This window comes from Nocardioides sp. NPDC004968, from assembly GCF_040608935.1.
Taxonomy (GTDB): Bacteria; Actinomycetota; Actinomycetes; order Propionibacteriales; family Nocardioidaceae; genus Nocardioides.
In genome coordinates, this window is sequence record NZ_JBEXJF010000008.1 from 85,844 (window position 1) to 104,533 (window position 18,690).

The window sequence follows — 18,690 nt, forward strand, 5'->3', positions numbered from 1 at the left end:
CTGCCCGCTCAGGACGCCGCGGACTCGGTCTTCGGGCCGAGGAAGTCCAGTACCTCGGGGACGAACTCGTGGTGGTACTGGAACACGCCGCCGTGACCCGAGGCCGGGTAGATCCGCAGTCGGGAGTCGGGCAGCCGGGCCGCCATGTCCTTGGAGTGCTCGCTGGCGACCATCAAGTCCTTGTCCCCGTTGGCGACGAAGACCGGGATCTTGATCTGCTCCAGGTCGTCGGCGGGGTGCATCCCCGCGCTGGTGATCGCCCGCAGCTGGGCCAGGCCCGCCTGCGAGGAGATCGGCTTGTCCCGACCCGTCGTACGCTCCGCGAGCCGCTCGAAGTAGGCGTTGGCCGCCTTCTTGCCTTCCGTGGTGCGCGGGAAGAAGAGGAAGTGGCGCGGGTCCTTCCGGGACAGGAACGCCTTCGTGTAGGCGCCACCGACGATGAACGGCATCTTCCAGATGCCGCCACCACCGCGGGGGCCGCTGCCGGCGACCACCATGCGGCGTACGAGATCGGGCGCCTGGAGGGCGACCATCTGGGCGACGGCACCGCCGAGCGAGAAGCCGATCAGATCGACCTGCTCATACCCGAGCGCACGGATGAAGGCGATGGCGTCGGCACCCATCTCCTCGATGTCGTTCGGCACCCGGCCGCCGGTCGCGCCGACCCCGCGGTTGTCGAAGGCGATCACGTGGTGCTGCGCGGCTACCCCATCGAGGACGCGCGGGTCCCAGTCGTCGAGGACGGCGGTGAAGTGGTGCAGGAACACCACCGGTACGCCGCCGGGCTTTCCGAGCTCGCGGTAGGCGAACGAGGTGCCGCCGACGTCGATCGTCTTGTTGGGGGTGGTCTTCCAGGTGGTGGTCATGGCTTGTTCCTTCGTGAGAGTGCCGCCGGGACGGCGACGGGAGGCGTGGAGAGGCGGGCGTCGAGACGGGCGAGGACGTCGAGGATGCGGCGGTCGCGGGCGAAGCGGGAGTCGAGCACGGGCCCCAGGAAGCCGCGCCAGGAGGAGACCGGACGCCACAGGTCCGGCAGGATGACGCGGGCCGCGCGCGCCTCGAGCCCGTCGGCGATGCCGGCCGCGGCCTGCGCCGGGGTGATCCGCTTCAGCATCGCCTTGGGCAGCGCGCCGAGCAGCTCCATGACGACCGGGTCCTCGTCGACGCCGCGGGCGATCATGTCGGTCTGAACGAGCGAGAAGTAGGCCGTGAGGACCGAGACACCGTGGTCGGCGAGCTCGACGCGGAGCCCGCGTCCGAGCTGCTCGACGGCTGCCTTGCTCATGGCGTACGGAATCGTGCCCATGCCGTTGAGGAAGGCGAACACGGAGCTGATCAGGACGACCTGGCCGCGCTGCGCGATCACGTGCGGCAGCGCGGCCGAGATCGTGTTCGCGACACCGGTCACGTTGACCGCGAGAGTGGCCTCGATGTCCGCGGTGGGCGTGTTGCGCAGCGTGGCCGCCTTGGCCAGGAGACCGGCGTTGGCGATCACGACGTCGAGTCGGCCGTACCGGTCGACGGTCTGGGTGACCGCCGCCTCGAGCGAGGCGGGGTCGCGTACGTCGGCGACGCATCCGAAGATGTCGGTCGCATGCAGCGCGCCGGCCCGCTCGGGCGTCGTCGGGTCGATGTCGGCGACCGCCACGCGGGCTCCCCGCTCGAGCAGGGTGCGGACCGTGGCGGCCCCGATCCCGCCGTTGCCACCGGTGACCAGGACGACCTTGTCGGCGAGGTCGTACGCGTGGCGGCTCACTTCAGGCCCCGGCGCGGCGCGAACGACACCCGGCCGTTGCGGCGCACCATGGCCACCGCGGTGCGCAGCACACCACGGTCGAGATCCGGCTCCTGCCCGCGGGCGAGCCGGTGCATCTGGTCGGTGTTCCAGGCGAGGTTGAGGACTCCGTCGAGAGCCTTCAGATCCGCGAACCGGCCGAGCAGACCGCGCATGCCGGCGCCGATCTCGTGGGTGGTCAGCTCCCCGGCGTGCCCCCGGAGGATCGCGTCGGCGGAGTCGGTGGTCGTCACCGTCGGGCGCCCGATGCCGACGACGTCGCAGTCCCCGGCGGTGAGCGCGTCCTGCATCCCGGAGCGCGAACGGAAACCGCCGGTCACGGCCAGCGGCACGTCTCCGGCAGCCTTGCGGACGGACCGCGCGTAGTCGAGGAAGTACGCCTCACGTGCCCGGGTCGAGGAGGCGGCCGAGCCCGACATGGCCGGTGACTCGTAGTTGCCGCCACTGACCTCGATCAGATCCACCTCCTCCAGCGCCAGGGCCTCGACGACGGCGCGCGAGTCGTCCTCGTTGAACCCGCCACGCTGGAAATCGGCGGAGTTGAGCTTGACCGACACCGCGAACCCGGGACCCACCCGACCGCGCACGCGGCGTACGACCTCGATCAGGAAGCGCATGCGCCGCTCGGCGTCGCCGCCCCATTCGTCCTGCCGCAGGTTGGTCAGCGGCGAGAGGAACTGGGTGGCGAGGTAGCCGTGCGCCGCGTGGAGTTGTACGCCGTCGAAGCCGGCGTCCTCGCAGACCTTCGCGGCGACGGCGAAGCGCTCGATGATCTCCTCGATCTCCGCACCGGTGAGCTCACGAGGCACGGCCGCACCGGGTAGCGCGAGCGGCACGGCGCTCGGCGCGACCGGCTGGTGGCCGAGATCCATCAGGTTGGACTGACGGCCGGGATGGTTGAGCTGGGCGAAGATCGCGGCGCCGCCGTCGTGCGCGGCCTTGGTCCACGCCGTCAGCTGCGGAAGGGCGCGGTCGTCCTCGATCACGATGTTGCCCGGCTCCCCCAGGTGCCGGCGGTCGACCATGATGTTGCCGGTGATCAGCAGGCCGTAGCCGCCCTGCGCCCAGCGGCGGTAGAGCGTGACGATGCGCTCGTCGGGCGAGTTGTCCGCATCGCCCAGAGCCTCGCTCAACGCTGCCTTGGCGATGCGGTTGGGCAGGCGTGCGCCGGACGGAAGGTCGAGCGGATCAGCAAGCGAGGCCATGGGTGCTCCAGTTCGTGATTGCAGTACGTTCGTAATAGTATGATCATAATGCTAAAGTATTGACAACCCCCGGAAGGAGATTCACCTCATGGCGAGATACAGCCCGGAGCACAAGGAAGCGACGCGGCGCCGGATGATCGAGACCGCCGGCCGCCGGCTCAAGAGCGACGGCATCGACGGCTCGGGCATCGCGACACTGGTCGCCGACGCGGGACTGACCAACGGAGCTTTCTACGGTCACTTCGCCTCGAAGGAGGACCTGGTCGCCTCGGTCGTGACCCAGCAGCTCGCCGACCAGGTCGCCGTCGTCGACGCGCTGCCCGCAGGCCTCGCATCCGTCGAGGCCTTCCTCCGCGAGTACCTCTCCGCCGAGCACCGCGACGCCCCCGCCGAAGGCTGTCCGTCGGCCGCCCTCCTGGATGAGATCGGTCGCTGCGACGCGACTACCCGAGACGCCTACACCGACGGCGCCCGCTCGATGATCGAGGCGATCTCACGCCACCTCGACGAGGGCGATGCCCAGCAGACCGACGAGCGTGCGATCGGCATCTTCACGCTCTTGGTCGGGTCCCTGCAGCTGGCTCGCGCCGTCACCGACACCGAGATGTCCGAGCGCATCCTCACCGCGGCCTACACCCAAGCCATGACCATCGCGGGAGCCCGTCCGGGTTCCACAAGAACACCCACCCAGGAGTCATCATGAAGGCCTTCGTCGTCACCCGCTACGGTCCTGACGGACTCGAGGCAGCCGATGTCCCGGCACCGACGGTCGGACCGCGCGACGTCCTGGTCGACGTCCGCGCCGCGAGCATCAACCCGCTCGACAAGATGGTCCGCAACGGGGAGCTCAAGCAGCTGCTGAAGTACAAGCCGCCCTTCACCCTCGGCCACGACGTCTCCGGCGTGATCACCCAGGTCGGGTCGGAGGTCCGTGACTTCACGGTCGGCGACGCGATCTTCGCCCGGGCGCGCGACCTGCGCATCGGCACCTTCGCCGAGCAGATCGCCATCGACTCCGGCGACATCGCCCTCAAGCCGAGGTCCTTGTCGTTCGAGGAGGCCGCCGCCGTACCCCTGGTCGCGCTCGCCGCATGGCAGGCCCTGGTCGGCCTGGCCAGCGTCAAGCCGGGCCAGAAGGTCCTGGTCCACGCCGGCGCCGGCGGCCTCGGCTCCACCGTCATCCAGGTCGCCAAGCACCTCGGGGCCCACGTCGCCACCACCGCCCACAGCAAGGACGTCGAGAAGGTCCGCGCGCTCGGCGCCGACGAGGTCGTCGACTACACCAGCACCGACTTCGCCGAGGTCCTGTCCGGCTACGACGTCGTGCTCGACTCCCTCGGGACCGCCAGCCTCGAGAAGTCGTTGACCGTCCTGAAGCCGGGCGGTCTGGCGATCAGCGTGGTCGGACCACCCGACCCGCACATGGCGGACCAGCTGGGCAAGCCGCTCCTCAAGCCCGTGATGTCCCTGTTGAGCCGCAAGATCAGGTCCCGAGCCAAGAAGCTCGGCGTGCGCTACTCGTTCCTCTTCATGGAGGCGAACGGCACCCAGCTCAAGACCCTCGCCGCGCTCTACGACGACGGCATCCTCCAGCCGGTCCTCGACCGCACCTTCCCCTTCGCCGACACGATCGAAGCGATGGCGTACGTCGAGCAGGGCAAGGCCAACGGCAAGATCGTGGTGACCCGATGACCTCCACCAGCAACGAGCCCGTCATCACCTCCTACGAACACGCCCCGACCCGCTCCGTCACCGTCGGCGACGTGACGTACGCCTACCGCGAGCTCGGCCCGAAGGGCGGCATACCCGTCGTCTTCTTCGTGCACCTCGCCGCGACCCTGGACAACTGGGACCGCCGCATCGTCGACCCCATCGCCGAGAAGCGACACGTCATCACCTTCGACCAGCGCGGCGTCGGCGCCTCGACCGGGAAGGTGCCCGACACCATCGAGGAAGCCGCCGATCACGCCTACGAGTTCATCGCGGCGCTCGGGTTCGAGGAGATCGACATCTTCTCCTTCTCGATGGGCGGCTTCATCGCGCAGGACCTGATCGTCAAGCACCCCGGCCTGGTCCGCAGGCTCGTGCTGACCGGGACCGGTCCTCGTGGCGGCAAGGACATCGAGAAGGTCGCCGGCGTCACCTACCGGGACATCCTCAGGGCGACGCTGACCAGGTCGGACCCCAAGGAGTTCCTCTTCTTCAACCGCGACGCGGCCGGAAAGTCGGCCGCGAAGGCGTTCGTCAAGCGGCTCCAGGAACGCACCAACGACCGTGACCGGCCGGCCACCATCAAGGCGCTGCGGACCCAGCTGAAGGCGATCCAGAAGTACGGTCGCTCCGCCCCGTCGGATCTGTCGGCGCTCACCCTGCCGACCCTGATCGCCAACGGCGACCACGACCGGATGGTGCCCACTGCTCTCTCCGAAGACCTCCATCGCCGCATCAAGGGCAGCCAGCTGATCATCTACCCCAACTCCGGTCACGGTGGGATCTTCCAGTTCCACGAGAAGTTCGCCCCGGTCGCCGCCGACTTCCTCACCGACTGACCTCCGTGCCTCGTGTGCCTACCGCCGAGGTCGGTGCACGAGGCTTGGGGTGAGGCACTGCGCGGACCGGGATCTCGCGGCGCCGAGCCAGAGTCCGGCACCGTAGGCGAGGTCGTCGAGGCGGCGGCCGAGGAGGGCCATGGGCCGGCCCTCGCCCTGGCCTCGTATCAGGCCTGGCTCGCCGACGAGGACGCCTCGCTCCCCGACCTGCTCGACGCCACGATGGCGCACCTGCGCTCGTACGTCTCGAGCTGAACGACGACTGCGCCTCAAAAGCGATCAAGCCGTGTTCTCAACCTTCGGTGAAGGTTCAGAACACGGCTCTGATCAGGTGTTTCGGTGGAGGTGAGGGGACTCGAACCCCTGACCCTCTGCATGCCATGCAGATGCGCTACCAGCTGCGCCACACCCCCTTGGCGTTGTCCCGGAGATCAACCCGGGCAACGAGAAGAACAGTAGCGGAATGCTCTCGCGATCACGAAATCGGGGCCCCCATTCCGTACGTCGCGAGTCGCCAGGGCGCCGACGGGATGAGTCCGTGGGCGGACTCCCGGGCGGTGAGCTCGATCCAGGCGCAGTTCGTCAGCGGAGCGAGGGTGGTGACGACGGACGGGTCCCAGCCCAGGAAGGCGGCCAGACCCTGCCGGATGGCACCGCCGTGAGCGACGACGACGACGGTCTCGCCGGGCGCGACGGTCTCGGCGACGTCGTGGAGCGCGCCGCTGAAGCGTGCCGCGACCGTGGGCCAGGACTCCCCTCCGAAGGGCTCCCAGCTGGCCGGCATCTCACCGAAGCGCTCGAAGATCTCGGCGCGGTTCATCCCTTCGGCCTCCCCCGCGCAGACCTCCCGCAGCCGCGGGTCGTACGCGGCCTCGAGGCCGGTCTCCTCGGCGACGTACGCAGCGGTCTGCCGGGCCCGCATCAGGTCCGAGGAGACGAGGCGGGTGACGGCGAAGGTCGTCCCGAGCGCGCGAGCGGCGGCCTTGGCCTGCTGGTGGCCGGTCTCGGCCAGCTCGATGTCGGTCTGGCCCTGGTAGCGGCCGTCGGCGTTCCAGCCGGTGACCCCGTGACGGAGCAGGATGAGGCGACGGATCTCCGCAGGCTCGACCACCGGACCTCAGCCCTCGGAGACGATGTCGGCGGGCAGCGAGATCGAGGGGCAGTCACGCCAGAGCCGCTCGAGGGCGTAGAACTGGCGCTCCTCCTCGTGCTGGACGTGCACGACGATCTCGCCGTAGTCGAGCAGCACCCAGCGCCCCTCCTTGTGCCCCTCGCGGCGCAGCGGCTTGGAGCCGAGGTCGCGGAGCTTCAGCTCGACCTCGTCGACGATCGACTGCACCTGCCGCTCGTTGGGGGCAGAGGCCAGCACGAAGGCGTCGGTGATGGCCAGCTGGTCGCTGACGTCGAAGGCCAGGATGTGCCCGGCCTTCTTGTCCGAGGCCGCCCGGGCGGCGGTGATGGTGAGCTCGATGGCGTGATCGGTCGCGGTCATACGCGGTCCTTATTTGGGAGAGTCTTGGATTGAGGGGCCCTGGATTCCCTGGGCCGGTAGAGGTCGTGCTTGCCGATGTACTGCACCACGCCGTCGGGGACGAGATACCAGACCGGCTCGCCACGGTGACGCCGCTCGCGGCAGTCGGAGGACGAGATCGCCAGAGCGGGGATCTCGAGCATGGTGATGCGGTCGGAGGGGATCTTCGCGATGACCTCGGGATCCATGTTGTAGCCCGGGCGCGTGCACCCCACGAACTGGGCGAGCTCGAAGAGCTCGTCGGTGTCACGCCAGGTGAAGATCTCGGCGAGCGCGTCGGCCCCGGTGATGAAGTAGAGCTCGGCCTCGGGCAGCGCCTTGGCGAGGTCGCGCAGCGTGTCGATGGTGTAGGTGCGGCCCGCCCGGTCGATGTCGACCCGGCTCACGGTGAAGCGCGGGTTGGCGGCGGTCGCGATGACCGTCATCAGGTAGCGGTGCTCGGCCGGAGACACGTCGCGGTCGGCCTTCTGCCAGGGGTCGCCGGTCGGTACGAAGACGACCTCGTCGAGGTCGAAGAACGACTGCACCTCGGAGGCCGCCACCAGGTGGCCGTGATGGATGGGATCGAAGGTGCCGCCCATCACCCCGACGCGGCGCTTGCCGGTCAGGCCCTCCAGACCTGGCTCGGGCGCTCCCCCGCTACCCATCGGATCAGCGCTCAGGAGTGCTCACGGCCGCCGGCGAACCAGACCAGGACCATGAGCGCGAAGACCAGGATCGCCAGGGCACCGCCGCCGATGACCCACTCGATGCCAGAGGTGCCGTGCTCGGCCCCGTGCTCAGCGGAGGTGATGATGCTCGACACAACAGAGTTCGACATGGCGCACAGATTACCTTGCCCCGTACCAGGTCAGCGCACGTGCCCGTCCCCGGTGACCACATACTTCGTCGAGGTCATCTCGGGCAGGCCCATCGGGCCCCTGGCGTGCAGCTTCTGGGTCGAGATCCCGATCTCCGCGCCGAAGCCGAACTCGCCGCCGTCGGTGAACCGCGTCGAGGCGTTGACCATGACCGCCGCGGAGTCGACGGCGGCGGTGAACCGCCGGGCCGCGCGCAGGTCCTCGGTCAGGATCGCCTCGGTGTGACCGCTCGACCAGCGCCGGATGTGGGCGATGGCGGCGTCGAGGTCCGGCACGACGGCAGCGCTGATCTTCAGCGCCAGGAACTCGGCCGCGTAGTCCTCGTCGGTGGCGGGCTCCACGAGGTCGTACGCCTGGAAGGTCTCGTCACCGTGGATCTGCACCCCACGCTCCTGCAGGGCGGGGACGATCATGGGCAGGAACTTCTTGGCGATGTCGGCGTGCACGAGCAGCGACTCGGCGGAGTTGCACACGCTGGTGCGCTGGGTCTTGGAGTTGACCACGATCGAGACCGCCTTCTCGAGGTCGGCGGCCTTGTCGACGTAGACGTGTACGTTGCCCACCCCCGTCTCGATGACCGGCACCGTCGACTCCTCGACGACGCTGCGGATCAGCCCGGCGCCACCGCGCGGGATGAGCACGTCGACGAGGCCGCGGGCCCGCATCAGCGCCTTGACCGAGTCGTGGCCCTCACCGGGCACGACCTGGATCACGTCGGCCGGGAGACCGACGGAGGCGACGGCGTCGCGCAGCACGTCGGCGATCGCCACGTTGCTGGACGCGATGTTGGAGGAGCCGCGCAGCAGCGCCGCGTTGCCGGACTTCAGGCAGATCCCGGCCGCGTCCACGGTGACGTTGGGGCGCGCCTCGTAGATCATCCCGACGACACCGAACGGCACCCGCACCTGGCGCAGCTCGAGGCCGTTGGCGAGGGTGCTGCCGCGTACGACGTCTCCGACGGGGTCCGGGAGGGCGGCGAGCTCGCGGAGGGCGGCGGCGATGCCGTCGAGCCGCTCCGGGGTCAGGGTGAGGCGGTCGATGATGTTGGCCGGGCTGCCCGAGGCCTCGGCACGGGCGACGTCGGCCGCGTTGGCCTCCAGCACCTCGTCAGCCCGCGCCAGGAGCGCGTCGGCCATCGCGTGCAGCGCCGCGTCCTTCACGCTGCGCGGCGCGACCGCGAGCTCGTAGCTCGCCTCTCGTGCCTTCGCCGCCACCTCACGGATCACTGCCTCTGCACTCATGAGGGAAACCCTATGCCGTCCGGCGTACGCAGCCACCACCCTTTCGCCGTGCGGACCGCACGGCCGGGAGTCAGTCCTCCTGGCCCAGTCCCAGCAGGACGCCGAGGCCCCCGAGCGGGTCGAACGGGCTCTCGGACGGCTCCGGCGTCGCCATCGGCTCGCCACTCCCCGATCCGGAGGCCGAGGGCCGGACCTTCCGCGGCGCCTTCACCGGCGTCGGGTCGGCGGGCGCGCCCGTCGGTCGCGTCGAGGGCGACGGGCGCCGGTCCTGCTTCGCCGGCGCGGACGACGAGGCGCTCGCCGCCGGCTCGGACTCGGTCATCGCCGGGTAGTCCACCGGCGGCCTGTAGGACTTCCGCACGAACGCGATCCCCGATGTCGCCCCTGCGAACAGCGCCGACAGCACGAGCGCCGAGATCCAGGGCGTCCAGCCACGCCACCAAGCTCCGGCGGGGCCCCGAGCCCCGTCGAGATCACTCACTCCCACAACCATCCCCCAGGTTGCGCCGGCACCGTCCGGCGCGCTCCGATCCTAGCCGCGATCGGAGCCTTCCGGGGCGGTGTGGACGTCCCCGGATCGTGCGATCTCGAGCAGGAGGTCGTGCGCCCGGGCGGCCACCGGATTGGCGGTACGCCGCGCCCCGAGCTCGACCAGTGCGACCAGGTCCGCGGCGCGGGCCAGCTCGAGAGCCTCCGCGGCACTGCCCCCACGCACCGCGACATAGCCCTCCAGCACCCCTGAGACGTACGCCGCCTCCCGATCGAACCGCAGCAGGTTGCCGAGGTCGGCGAACGGTGAGCCGGCGTGGGCGAACTCCCAGTCCAGCACCGCGCGCACACGCAGCGTCTCCGGGTCCACGATGAGGTTCTTCGGGTTGAGGTCGCTGTGCACCAGGCTCACCCGCGTGACCGTGTCGAGCAGATCCTGGGCGTCGGCGGCCACGTCCCGCAGGCCCTCCAGGTCGGCCGGTGACCAGTCGAGACGCTCGGCGTACGACTCGACCCACTCGGTCAGGTCCAGGGCGAACGCCTCGACCCGCAGCTCCTTGTCGGCGAAGGTCCCGGCGGTCAGGAACGGCATCCCGGCCAGGGTGCCCGCGATCTCTCCGAGACAGCGCCCGAAGCTGCCCTGTTGCGCCTCGTCCAGGTCGGGGAGCAGCAGGTCGCCGCGTACGCCCTCGACGAACTCGGTCACCAGCAGCGCGGGCGTGCCCGTGGCCGGGTCGGCGCGGCGTACCTCCAATACGTCCGGGACGGGGACGAGGCCCCGCACCAGACGGTGCAGGGCCTCGTGGACCTCCGCGGCCTGCAGGTGGTGGCGCGGGTCGGCGAAGACCCGCACGACCGACCTCTCCCCGCCTGCCTCAGCCAGGAACGTCTCGCCCGACCAGCCGCCGTCGAGTGGCCGAAGGCCCCCACCGAGTTCACCGAAGCTCACCCGGCGAGGTTAGCGCCCCAAGCGTCAGGCGCAGGGCCGGCTCTTCGGCTCCAGGTAGATCCGGTGGGTGGCCCTCGAGCTGTCCCACATCTTGTTGAACCGGGCGGTGTAGGCGGTGTAGTAGCTCTTCGACGTGAACCGGAAGGTGACCTCGTCGTTGCTGAACGACGGCGGCGACCAGTTCTCCGAGCCGGTCCAGACGCTGTAGGTGCCCCTGTTCGAGTAGCGGCCGTTGACGCTCATCCACTTGTAGTGGGAGTAGCAGCGCGAGCCGTAGACGATGTTGTCGCCGCTGGTCGACTTCTTCTGGCCCCAGTCCCAGGCGGCGTCGCGCGCCGGGATGCCGACCCGACGGAGCTTGCGGTAGACCACGTCGCTGGTGACCGAGCCGATCACCCGGACCACGCAGCCGCGCTTCTTCAACCGGACGACTTCGTCGGCGATGCGCTCGCCACGGCGGCCGTACCAGGCGTACATGTGGATCCGCAGGATCGTCTTGCCCTTGGTGCCGTAGCCGCTCGGCGCACTGCAGCCGATCAGCCGCAGCCGGTCGATCACCCGGTCACCGCTACCGCGGGCGTAGATCTCGTCGCTGGTCGCGCCCGGACGCTGACGCTGGAAGCCGACGGAGGTGCCGCCACCGGTCCAGGACACGTAGCGCGGCGAGGCTTTCCGGTCGGCCTTGAGTTCGTTGAACATCCGCAGCCAGGTCTTCCACAGGCTGTCGTTGGCGTAGATCGTCTGGGCGTCGTTCCACTGCGAACCAGCCGCGCCGCCACCGAGGTTGCCGGAGCTGTTGATCAGGATGTTGCGCTTGGTGCCGACCTGGGTGAACGAATGCATCTTGATGTGCAGGTTGCCCTTGTCATATCCACGGCAGGCGCCTGCGCAGCCGTAGATGAAGCTCGGACGGGAGCGCTTGGTGCCGAACCGGGCGGCCAGCTTCCGCTCACCGCTGCTCCACATCTTCCGATTGACCAGGATCTGCACGTGCACTCCGCGCTTGTGCGCGGCGATGAGCTGATCGACAGTGTCGGCGCGGTCCAGGTTGTAGGTGACGAACCGGATGTAGGAGCCCGCGCGCGCGTAGCGGATGCTGTTGTTGATCCGGTGGACGATGGCGTTGCGCTGCGACGCGTTGCCGGTCGGGTTGTTGAAGAACGGCCCCGCCGGGGGCGACCAGGTCGCCGCGGTCGCCGGCGTCGAAACCACGGACATCGTCGCCACGACCAAGGCAGCCACGCAGCCAGCCACAGCCGAAGCGATCGAGATCTTCCGGGTCGTCCTCGACCTCAGCGCATTCACCCACATGCGGCCGGACTATACCCAGCGACGTATGGCTCGCAACGACAATTCCCAGAACAAGATGCCAAACCGAAAGGAACCCGCCTCCGAGCGGTGCTCGGAGGCGGGTTTTCGGGACGAACGTCACACCGTGACTCAGCCCTTTGCGGCCTTCACAGCCTCGGTGACGGCCGGGAGAACCGTGTGCAGGTCGCCCACCACACCGAAGTCGACGAGCTCGAAGATCGGTGCCTCCTCGTCCTTGTTGACCGCGACGATGGTCTTCGAGGTCTGCATACCGGCACGGTGCTGGATCGCGCCGGAGATCCCGTTGGCCACGTAGAGCTGCGGGGAGACGGTCTTACCGGTCTGGCCGACCTGGAAGGTGTGCGGCATCCAGCCCGAGTCGACCGCGGCACGCGAGGCACCGACAGCGGCACCGAGCGCGTCGGCGAGACCCTCGACGGCGGAGAAGTCACCGCCGGTGCCACGACCACCGGAGACCACGATCGCGGCCTCGGTGAGCTCGGGGCGGCCGGAGGCCTTACGCGGCTGGGAGGCCACGATCTGGGCGGTCTTGGCGGCGTCGGAGATGGTCACCTCGAACGGGGTGACCGCGGCGGCGCCGGCCTTCTCGACCGGAGCGGCCGAGTTGGGCTTGACCGTGATGATCGGGGTGCCCTTGGTGACCTTGCCCTTGACCGTGAAGTTGCCGGCGAAGACCGACTGGGTCGCCACACCGGACTCGTCGAGGTCGACGGCGTCGGTGATCAGACCGGAGTCGAGCTTGATCGCCAGACGGGCCGCGACCTCCTTGTTCTCCGCGGAGGAGGGCAGCAGGATCGCGGCCGGGGAGGCGGTGCCGGCCAGCTGCGCGAGCGCCTCGGCCTTCGGGGCCACCAGGTAGCCCTTGATCTGGGCGTCGTCGATGACGTACACCTTCTCGGCGCCGTAGCCCTTCACAGCCTCCGCGGCACCAGCGGCACCGTCGGCGCCACCGATGTAGACAGCGGAGGGCTCGCCGAGCTTGGCGGCCAGGGTGAGCAGCTCATAGGTCGGCTTCTTGACCTGACCACCAACGTGGTCGATGAGAACGAGAACTTCAGCCATGATTCAGAATCCTTCCCGGCCTCAGATGAACTTCTTGGACGCGAGGAACTCGGCCAGCGCCTTGGCGCCCGAGCCGTCCTCGTCGGTGACGATCTCACCCGCGGTACGCGGCGGACGGGCCGCCGTCTCCTCGACCGCCGTGTAGGCAGCACCGAGGCCGACCTGGCCGGCGTCGACACCGAGGTCGGACAGCGACCACGTCTCCAGCGGCTTCTTCTTCGCCGCCATGATGCCCTTGAAGGACGGGTAGCGGGCCTCACCGGACTGGTCGGTGACCGAGAGGACCAGCGGCAGCGTGCCGCCGATGACCTCGGTGGCCACGTCGCCGTCACGCTTGATCCGGATCTGGTCGCCCTGGGTCTCGACGACCGAGGCCAGGGTCACCTGCGGCAGGCCGAGGCGCTCGGCCAGCATCGCCGGGACCACGCTCATGCCGGCGTCGGTCGAGGCCAGACCGCCGACCACGAGGTCGACCTTCGTCTCGGCACCGATCTTCTCGATCGCCTTGGCCAGCACCAGCGAGGTGGCGATGGAGTCCGAGCCGGCGATCGCGTCGTCGACGACGTGGACGCCCTTGTCGGCACCCATCTGCAGCGCCTTGCGCACGGCTGCCTCGGCGGCCTGCGGACCAACGGTCAGCGCGGTGACGGTGATCTCCTCACCCTCGCGCTTCTCCTTGATCTGCAACGACTGCTCGACGGCGTACTCATCGAGCTCGGAGAGCAGACCGTCGACGTTCACGCGGTCGACGGTGAAGTCGTCCTCGAACTGCCGGTCCGCGGTCGCGTCCGGCACGTACTTCACAAGCACAACAATGTTCATGATGGTGCGGCCTTGCCGGCCCCTCCTGGAATGGTCGTAGTTCGCCAGCGATGTTACCCGTCAGTCACATACGATGACAGGTGCCTACGCGTTGAGAATGTCACATGGGCTCAGGGCCGGATCACACCGGCCACGATGCGGCCGACGATCAGCCACGCCAGCGCACCGATGCCCCAGTTGAAGAGCGCGTTCTTGATCTCGGCATCCTCACCACTGAACTGCTTGATGCCGTTCTCTCGCGAGAACAGGCCGAGATCGGCGATGTCAGCGAGGTCGAGGATGAACGCCACGAGGGTGTTGTCCTGGTTCGCCTTGAGCGCGATCAGCAGCGCTCCGATCGCCAGCGCCAGCGCGGCGAGCAGCGCGATCACCCAGACCACCCTCGAGGCGTAGGACCGGATGGTGTGGACCATGCCCGGGCCGGTGGACGTCTTGGTGTCGGACACGAGATTCACTTCCCTTCGAAGTTGGCTTTGCCGGGGCCGTTCTCCAGGAACGATGCCATTCCGGTCTGGGAGTCCTTCGTCGCGAACACGCCGGCGAACTGCTGCTGCTCGATGGCCAGCCCGGTGGCGAGGTCCACCCCGAGCCCCTTGTCGATCGCCGTCTTCGCCGCCGCCAGAGCGTACGGTGCCGCCAACTTGTACTGGCTCGCCCACGCGAGCGCCTCCTCATAGACCGAGGCCGCCGGTACGAGCCGGTCGGCCAAGCCGATTGCAAGCGCCTCGTCTGCCTTGACGAAGCGGCCCGAGAAGATCAGATCCTTGGCCTTGGACGGCCCGACCAGCCGTGCCAGCCGCTGGGTGCCACCGGCACCCGGGATGATGCCGAGCAGGACCTCCGGCTGGCCGAAGGTCGCGTCGTCGGCGGCGATCCGGAAGTCGGCCGCGAGCGCCAGCTCGCAGCCTCCACCCAGCGCGTAGCCGGTCACCGCGGCCACCACCGGCTTCGGGATCTCCGCGACGGCCGTCACCGCGGCCTGCACGCCGGCGACCCGCTTGGCCATCTCGGAGTAGGAGAGGCCGGCCATCTCCTTGACGTCGTTCCCGGCGGCGAACAGCCTCTCGCCGCCGTAGACCACGACCGCGCGTACGTCATCGTCGGCTGCCGCCTCGGTCGCGACCTCGAGCAGCTCGGCCTGCACCTGGAAGCTGATCGCGTTCATCTTCGGCCGGTCGAGCCGGATCGTGCCGATGCCGTCCTCGACGGTGAGGTTGACGAAGTCACCCATCGTGGCGCTCCCCTGTCTGTGAAGGCGGTTACATGTGTCCGGAACACTAGCGGGTGCCTTCCACCTCTTGTGTGCCGGTTCGCGGTACAGGCGTTGCGTGTATCTCGTAACCCGAGCGGGTAAAGGGACGTTTCAATAACATGACCGATATTCGTTCCAGTCGCGCCAGGGTGAGCCTCGGTGCCGCGCTGAGCATCGCACTCGGCGCTTTCGTGCTGGTGACGCCGGTCTCGGGTGCCGCGCTCTCCACTACTGATGACACTGCAAGCACAAAGACTGAGACGGCCCGCTCCGGCGGGCTGCTCGGTCACGAGGCCGATGCCGGCCTGGACGTACGCGACCGCGTGCTGCCCACCTCGACCCAGGAGTCCGCGGCCGAGGCCCTGGACGCCGTCGACATCCGCTGGAACGCCCACGGGACTCCGACCTCGCTGATCTCCTCCGACGGCGTGCTGGCAACGGCCGGCTCCTCGAACCCGGTCGCCGCTGCCCGAGCCTTCCTCGACGACAACGCGGCGGTCTTCGGGCTCACCGCGGCCCAGATGGGCGACCTCGAGCTCGTCAGCGACCAGAAGCTGGCCGGCGGGGGCGGTCATGCGGTGCTCTTCCGGCAGACCTACGACGGCCTGTCCGCCGCGACCGAGGGGATGGTCACCGTGGGTGTGGCCGACGGCGCCATCACCTACGTCTCCTCCTCGCTGTCCAAGGTGACCGGCACCCCGGCCAAGGCCGAGCTGACCCCCACCGAGGCGTGGCTGAAGGCGGCGGCCTCGGCCGGACGCCCGATCTCCGGCACGAAGGTCGGCGAGATCGTCACCGACCTCTCCGCCAAGCTGACAGACTGGACCAAGCTGACCGTCCCCGGCCTGGTGACCGACCAGCTGGTGCGGCTGCGTGCCCTCCCCGTCCCCGGCGAGGGCGTACGTCCCGTCTTCCAAGCGACCGTCGTCGACTCCGCCGCCGCCACCCTGCTGGGGCAGACGGTGCTGGTCGACGCGGTCACCGGCGAGGTGCTCCTGCGCCGCGACAACGTCGACCACGAGAACGACGTCGAGGGTCCGTTCACCGGCACCGCGCTCGGCGGCTGCGGCCCGAAGCACACCTTCGAGATCGCCGACGACAAGACCCGGACCCTGGCCGCGGTCGCGATCGGGCTGCCGACCGACGACTTCACCGTGAAGCTCTTCGCTCCTGACGGGAAGCTGCTCGTGGAGGGCGACCTTCTCACCAGCCCCGAGACCGCCACCTACACCGCGGAGGAGATCGACCCCGGGACGTACGCGGTCCAGGTCTGTCCCTTCGACGACTCGCTCCTCGTCGGCAGCTACACGGTGACCGTCGCGTCCTCCGATGCCGGCGCGGCGACCGGTGACCTGCCGGGCAGCAACCCGCGCTGGTCCTACTTCCCCGGCACTCCCGACGCCGCCTCGACCGGCGGTGAGGCGGTCCCGGCCAACGACGTGATCGCGTGCTGGACCAAGGTGGCCGAGTGCACCGGGCCGGAGCTGAAGAGCCTGGCCAACGCCGGCCCGTGGGACACGCTGCTCAACACGACCGTCGGGGTGCCGAGCCTGACCACGATCGGCAACAACGCCAACACCCATGAGGGCTGGCTCTCGCCGCTGGCGGCCGGTGGCCTCGAGCAGGCGCCGATCTCGCCGGTACGCGACTACACCGGCACGTTCACCGACGCCTGGAACAACTCCAAGTGCTCGCCCACGACCCTGGTCCCCGGCGGCAACGACGTGAACTACGTGGTCGGAAACCTGTTCGCCAGCCACAACCGGATGCACGACTGGTCCTACTTCCTCGGTTTCACCGAGGAGAACTACAACCTGCAGACCGACAACCTCGGCCGTGGCGGTCGTGGCCTCGACGCCGAGGTCGGCAACGCGCAGGCCGCCGCGCTCGACTCGCAGATCATCGAGCAGACCGGGCTGCTGACCGGCCGCAACAACGCCAACCAGCTCACTCTGATGGACGGCGTTCCGGGCGTCACCAACCAGTACCTCTTCCAGCCCGCCGCCGGCGCCTTCTACGCGCCCTGCACCGACGGGTCGCTGGACTTCGGGATCGTCGGCCACGAGTACACCCACGCCATCTCCAACCGGATGGTCGGCGGCCCCGACGACGGCCTGACCTCGGAGCAGGGCGGCGCGATGGGTGAGTCCTGGAGCGACCTGGCCGCGGCCGAGCACATGTTCGCCCACGACCTCTACAACGGCGGCAGCCCGTGGGCCGTCGGCTCCTACGCCACCGGCAACACCGACGTCGCGATCCGCGACTTCGCGATCGACAAGAACCCGCTCAACTTCTCCGACTACGGCTTCGACAGCACCGGCCCCGAGGTCCACGCCGACGGCGAGATCTGGAACGGGACGATGTGGTCGGTGCGGCAGGCGCTGGTCGACAAGTACGACGCGACCCACCCCTACGCCGACAAGGCCCTGCAGCGGCGCTGCTCGGTCGGGACGACGACCGCCTCGCCGCTGGCCGCCGACAAGTGCCCCGGCAACCGCCGCTGGATCCAGCTCGTCTTCGACTCGTTCCTGCTCCAGCAGGGTGCGACCTCGATGCTGGACGCCCGCGACGCGTTCCTCGCCGCGGACCAGATGCGCTTCGGCGGCGCCAACCGCCAGGTGATCGCGGATGCGTTCGCCCGGCGCGGCATGGGTCAGTACGCCACCACGACCGCCGACAGCGACGAGCCGACCCCGAGCTTCGCCTCGCCGGCCTCGCGCAACGTCAAGGTCACCTTCAGCGCGCCGGCGCCCGGGAAGGTCTACGTCGGTCGCTTCGAGGCGCGGGCGACCCCGATCGCCGACACGCTCACCGGCACCCCGCTCGGGTCGGTGGCTCACTTCGTGCCGGGGACGTACGAGCTCCTCTACGTCTCTGCCACCGGAGGCGCCCAGCGCAAGACCGTCACGGTCTCCCCCGCGGAGATCGCCAAGACCGTCTCGTTCGCGACCGGGACCAACCTGGCCGCGGCCGCCAACGGAGCCAAGGTGCTCACCTCGACCGAAGGCTCTCGCAACCCCGGCGCCCTGATCGACGGCACCGAGGGCACCAACTGGGGCGGGGTGACCGCGGACAACGTGGACGCCACCACGCCCTCGATCGCTGTGGACCTGGCCGGCGGGACGCGCACGGTGAAGACGGTCAACGTCAGCGCCTACCTGTCGCCGGCGACCGACACCGACGCCGACTCGGGGTCGCGCTTCACCGCACTGCGGACGTTCGCTCTGGAGGCGTGCGTCTCCGCCTGCGACACGGCCGGCGCGACCTGGAAGCGCTTCTACACCTCGGCCGACGACGCCTTCCCCGGAAAGCGTCCGAGGCCGGTCGCCCCCAACCTCAACCTGCGCACCTTCGACGTCCCCGACACCTCCGCCGCGGCGGTCCGTCTGGTGGCGTTGGAGAACCAGTGCACGGGCTATGTCGGGTACGCCGGTGAGCAGGACGCCGACCCGCTCACGACGACCGACTGCAAGACCGGCTCCGACCGCGGCACCATCGTCCACGCGGCCGAGCTGCAGGTCTTCGGTCAGTAACCGGACCCGCGTCTACCCTGGCGTCCCCGCGGACGCCAGGGTAGAACGGGACGCAGCGGCGGGCGGGGGT

Annotated in this window: 20 protein-coding genes and 1 tRNA gene; 5 read left to right on the plus strand and 16 right to left on the minus strand. The window is 69.3% G+C overall.

Features of this window, described 5'->3' with window-relative positions:
• Window positions 1–8 precede the first annotated feature (8 nt).
• From ABZU72_RS11265 to ABZU72_RS11275, 3 genes are read right to left on the minus strand one after another with little or no spacing between them, the layout of a single operon-like run.
• Window positions 9–866 carry an alpha/beta hydrolase gene (locus ABZU72_RS11265; RefSeq protein ID WP_355018944.1) on the minus strand — a complete coding sequence of 286 codons (858 nt, stop codon included), beginning with the start codon at window positions 864–866 and terminating at the stop codon, window positions 9–11.
• Window positions 863–1,756, minus strand: coding sequence for an SDR family NAD(P)-dependent oxidoreductase (locus ABZU72_RS11270; RefSeq protein ID WP_355018945.1), 894 nt, complete (start codon window positions 1,754–1,756; stop codon window positions 863–865). Before ABZU72_RS11270 ends, ABZU72_RS11265 begins: the two co-directional genes overlap by 4 nt.
• Window positions 1,753–3,000: an NADH:flavin oxidoreductase/NADH oxidase family protein gene (locus tag ABZU72_RS11275; RefSeq protein ID WP_355018946.1), complete on the minus strand. Its 1,248-nt coding sequence runs from the start codon at window positions 2,998–3,000 to the stop codon at window positions 1,753–1,755. Before ABZU72_RS11275 ends, ABZU72_RS11270 begins: the two co-directional genes overlap by 4 nt.
• An 88-nt stretch (window positions 3,001–3,088) precedes the next feature.
• Here ABZU72_RS11275 and ABZU72_RS11280 point away from each other — a divergent pair, with 88 nt between their 5' ends.
• Genes ABZU72_RS11280 through ABZU72_RS11295 form a run of 4 tightly spaced genes read left to right on the plus strand, consistent with a single transcriptional unit; the run spans window position 3,089 to window position 5,804 of the window.
• Window positions 3,089–3,703, plus strand: coding sequence for a TetR/AcrR family transcriptional regulator (locus tag ABZU72_RS11280; protein ID WP_355018947.1), 615 nt, complete (start codon window positions 3,089–3,091; stop codon window positions 3,701–3,703).
• A complete protein-coding gene (locus tag ABZU72_RS11285) occupies window positions 3,700–4,692 on the plus strand; it encodes an NADP-dependent oxidoreductase (RefSeq protein WP_355018948.1) in 993 nt (330 codons plus the stop codon). The genes ABZU72_RS11280 and ABZU72_RS11285 overlap by 4 nt, the downstream gene beginning before the upstream one ends.
• Window positions 4,689–5,549 carry an alpha/beta hydrolase gene (locus ABZU72_RS11290; RefSeq protein ID WP_355018949.1) on the plus strand — a complete coding sequence of 287 codons (861 nt, stop codon included), beginning with the start codon at window positions 4,689–4,691 and terminating at the stop codon, window positions 5,547–5,549. Before ABZU72_RS11285 ends, ABZU72_RS11290 begins: the two co-directional genes overlap by 4 nt.
• Before the next feature lie 33 nt (window positions 5,550–5,582).
• Complete coding sequence (locus ABZU72_RS11295) at window positions 5,583–5,804, plus strand: hypothetical protein (protein ID WP_355018950.1); 222 nt, start codon at window positions 5,583–5,585, stop codon at window positions 5,802–5,804.
• Between the two features lie 85 nt (window positions 5,805–5,889).
• Here the strand turns inward: ABZU72_RS11295 and ABZU72_RS11300 are convergent.
• From ABZU72_RS11300 to ABZU72_RS11360, 13 genes are all read right to left on the minus strand, one after another.
• Window positions 5,890–5,962 (minus strand) — tRNA-Ala (locus ABZU72_RS11300).
• A 62-nt stretch (window positions 5,963–6,024) separates the two neighbouring features.
• Window positions 6,025–6,660, minus strand: coding sequence for a histidine phosphatase family protein (locus ABZU72_RS11305; protein WP_355018951.1), 636 nt, complete (start codon window positions 6,658–6,660; stop codon window positions 6,025–6,027).
• A 6-nt stretch (window positions 6,661–6,666) separates the two neighbouring features.
• Window positions 6,667–7,041: a ribosome silencing factor gene (gene rsfS, locus ABZU72_RS11310; RefSeq protein ID WP_355018952.1), complete on the minus strand. Its 375-nt coding sequence runs from the start codon at window positions 7,039–7,041 to the stop codon at window positions 6,667–6,669.
• On the minus strand, window positions 7,038–7,727 hold the full coding sequence (gene nadD / locus ABZU72_RS11315) for a nicotinate-nucleotide adenylyltransferase (protein WP_355018953.1): 690 nt from the start codon (window positions 7,725–7,727) through the stop codon (window positions 7,038–7,040). Before nadD ends, rsfS begins: the two co-directional genes overlap by 4 nt.
• Window positions 7,728–7,738: 11 nt before the next feature.
• Window positions 7,739–7,900: a hypothetical protein gene (locus ABZU72_RS11320; protein WP_355018954.1), complete on the minus strand. Its 162-nt coding sequence runs from the start codon at window positions 7,898–7,900 to the stop codon at window positions 7,739–7,741.
• Between the two features lie 30 nt (window positions 7,901–7,930).
• On the minus strand, window positions 7,931–9,181 hold the full coding sequence (locus tag ABZU72_RS11325) for a glutamate-5-semialdehyde dehydrogenase (protein WP_355018955.1): 1,251 nt from the start codon (window positions 9,179–9,181) through the stop codon (window positions 7,931–7,933).
• Between the two features lie 70 nt (window positions 9,182–9,251).
• Complete coding sequence (locus ABZU72_RS11330) at window positions 9,252–9,662, minus strand: hypothetical protein (protein WP_355018956.1); 411 nt, start codon at window positions 9,660–9,662, stop codon at window positions 9,252–9,254.
• A gap of 51 nt (window positions 9,663–9,713) precedes the next feature.
• Complete coding sequence (locus tag ABZU72_RS11335; protein WP_355018957.1) at window positions 9,714–10,619, minus strand: phosphotransferase; 906 nt, start codon at window positions 10,617–10,619, stop codon at window positions 9,714–9,716.
• 24 nt (window positions 10,620–10,643) lie between these two features.
• Complete coding sequence (locus tag ABZU72_RS11340; protein ID WP_355018958.1) at window positions 10,644–11,861, minus strand: phospholipase D-like domain-containing protein; 1,218 nt, start codon at window positions 11,859–11,861, stop codon at window positions 10,644–10,646.
• Window positions 11,862–12,059: 198 nt separating this feature from the next.
• On the minus strand, window positions 12,060–13,013 hold the full coding sequence (locus ABZU72_RS11345) for an electron transfer flavoprotein subunit alpha/FixB family protein (RefSeq protein ID WP_160027846.1): 954 nt from the start codon (window positions 13,011–13,013) through the stop codon (window positions 12,060–12,062).
• A 21-nt stretch (window positions 13,014–13,034) separates the two neighbouring features.
• On the minus strand, window positions 13,035–13,835 hold the full coding sequence (locus tag ABZU72_RS11350; protein WP_355018959.1) for an electron transfer flavoprotein subunit beta/FixA family protein: 801 nt from the start codon (window positions 13,833–13,835) through the stop codon (window positions 13,035–13,037).
• Window positions 13,836–13,945: 110 nt separating this feature from the next.
• Window positions 13,946–14,281: a hypothetical protein gene (locus ABZU72_RS11355; RefSeq protein ID WP_355018960.1), complete on the minus strand. Its 336-nt coding sequence runs from the start codon at window positions 14,279–14,281 to the stop codon at window positions 13,946–13,948.
• 5 nt (window positions 14,282–14,286) lie between these two features.
• Window positions 14,287–15,066: an enoyl-CoA hydratase-related protein gene (locus ABZU72_RS11360; RefSeq protein ID WP_355018961.1), complete on the minus strand. Its 780-nt coding sequence runs from the start codon at window positions 15,064–15,066 to the stop codon at window positions 14,287–14,289.
• A 140-nt stretch (window positions 15,067–15,206) separates the two neighbouring features.
• On the opposite strand from ABZU72_RS11360, the gene ABZU72_RS11365 reads away from it, so the two are divergent.
• Window positions 15,207–18,620 (plus strand): M36 family metallopeptidase, encoded by a 3,414-nt coding sequence (locus tag ABZU72_RS11365; protein WP_355018962.1) that lies wholly within the window; start codon window positions 15,207–15,209, stop codon window positions 18,618–18,620.
• Window positions 18,621–18,690: the final 70 nt, after the last annotated feature.

What these genes read in the sequence shown, in the direction of transcription:
- ABZU72_RS11265 (WP_355018944.1), bottom strand. Translation starts at nt 866, where the DNA reads ATGACCACCACCTGGAAGACCACCCCCAACAAGACGATCGACGTCGGC.
- ABZU72_RS11275 (WP_355018946.1), bottom strand. Translation starts at nt 3,000, where the DNA reads ATGGCCTCGCTTGCTGATCCGCTCGACCTTCCGTCCGGCGCACGCCTG.
- ABZU72_RS11280 (WP_355018947.1), top strand. Translation starts at nt 3,089, where the DNA reads ATGGCGAGATACAGCCCGGAGCACAAGGAAGCGACGCGGCGCCGGATG.
- ABZU72_RS11285 (WP_355018948.1), top strand. Translation starts at nt 3,700, where the DNA reads ATGAAGGCCTTCGTCGTCACCCGCTACGGTCCTGACGGACTCGAGGCA.
- ABZU72_RS11290 (WP_355018949.1), top strand. Translation starts at nt 4,689, where the DNA reads ATGACCTCCACCAGCAACGAGCCCGTCATCACCTCCTACGAACACGCC.
- rsfS (WP_355018952.1), bottom strand. Translation starts at nt 7,041, where the DNA reads ATGACCGCGACCGATCACGCCATCGAGCTCACCATCACCGCCGCCCGG.
- nadD (WP_355018953.1), bottom strand. Translation starts at nt 7,727, where the DNA reads ATGGGTAGCGGGGGAGCGCCCGAGCCAGGTCTGGAGGGCCTGACCGGC.
- ABZU72_RS11320 (WP_355018954.1), bottom strand. Translation starts at nt 7,900, where the DNA reads ATGTCGAACTCTGTTGTGTCGAGCATCATCACCTCCGCTGAGCACGGG.
- ABZU72_RS11325 (WP_355018955.1), bottom strand. Translation starts at nt 9,181, where the DNA reads ATGAGTGCAGAGGCAGTGATCCGTGAGGTGGCGGCGAAGGCACGAGAG.
- ABZU72_RS11345 (WP_160027846.1), bottom strand. Translation starts at nt 13,013, where the DNA reads ATGGCTGAAGTTCTCGTTCTCATCGACCACGTTGGTGGTCAGGTCAAG.
- ABZU72_RS11350 (WP_355018959.1), bottom strand. Translation starts at nt 13,835, where the DNA reads ATGAACATTGTTGTGCTTGTGAAGTACGTGCCGGACGCGACCGCGGAC.
- ABZU72_RS11360 (WP_355018961.1), bottom strand. Translation starts at nt 15,066, where the DNA reads ATGGGTGACTTCGTCAACCTCACCGTCGAGGACGGCATCGGCACGATC.
- ABZU72_RS11365 (WP_355018962.1), top strand. Translation starts at nt 15,207, where the DNA reads ATGACCGATATTCGTTCCAGTCGCGCCAGGGTGAGCCTCGGTGCCGCG.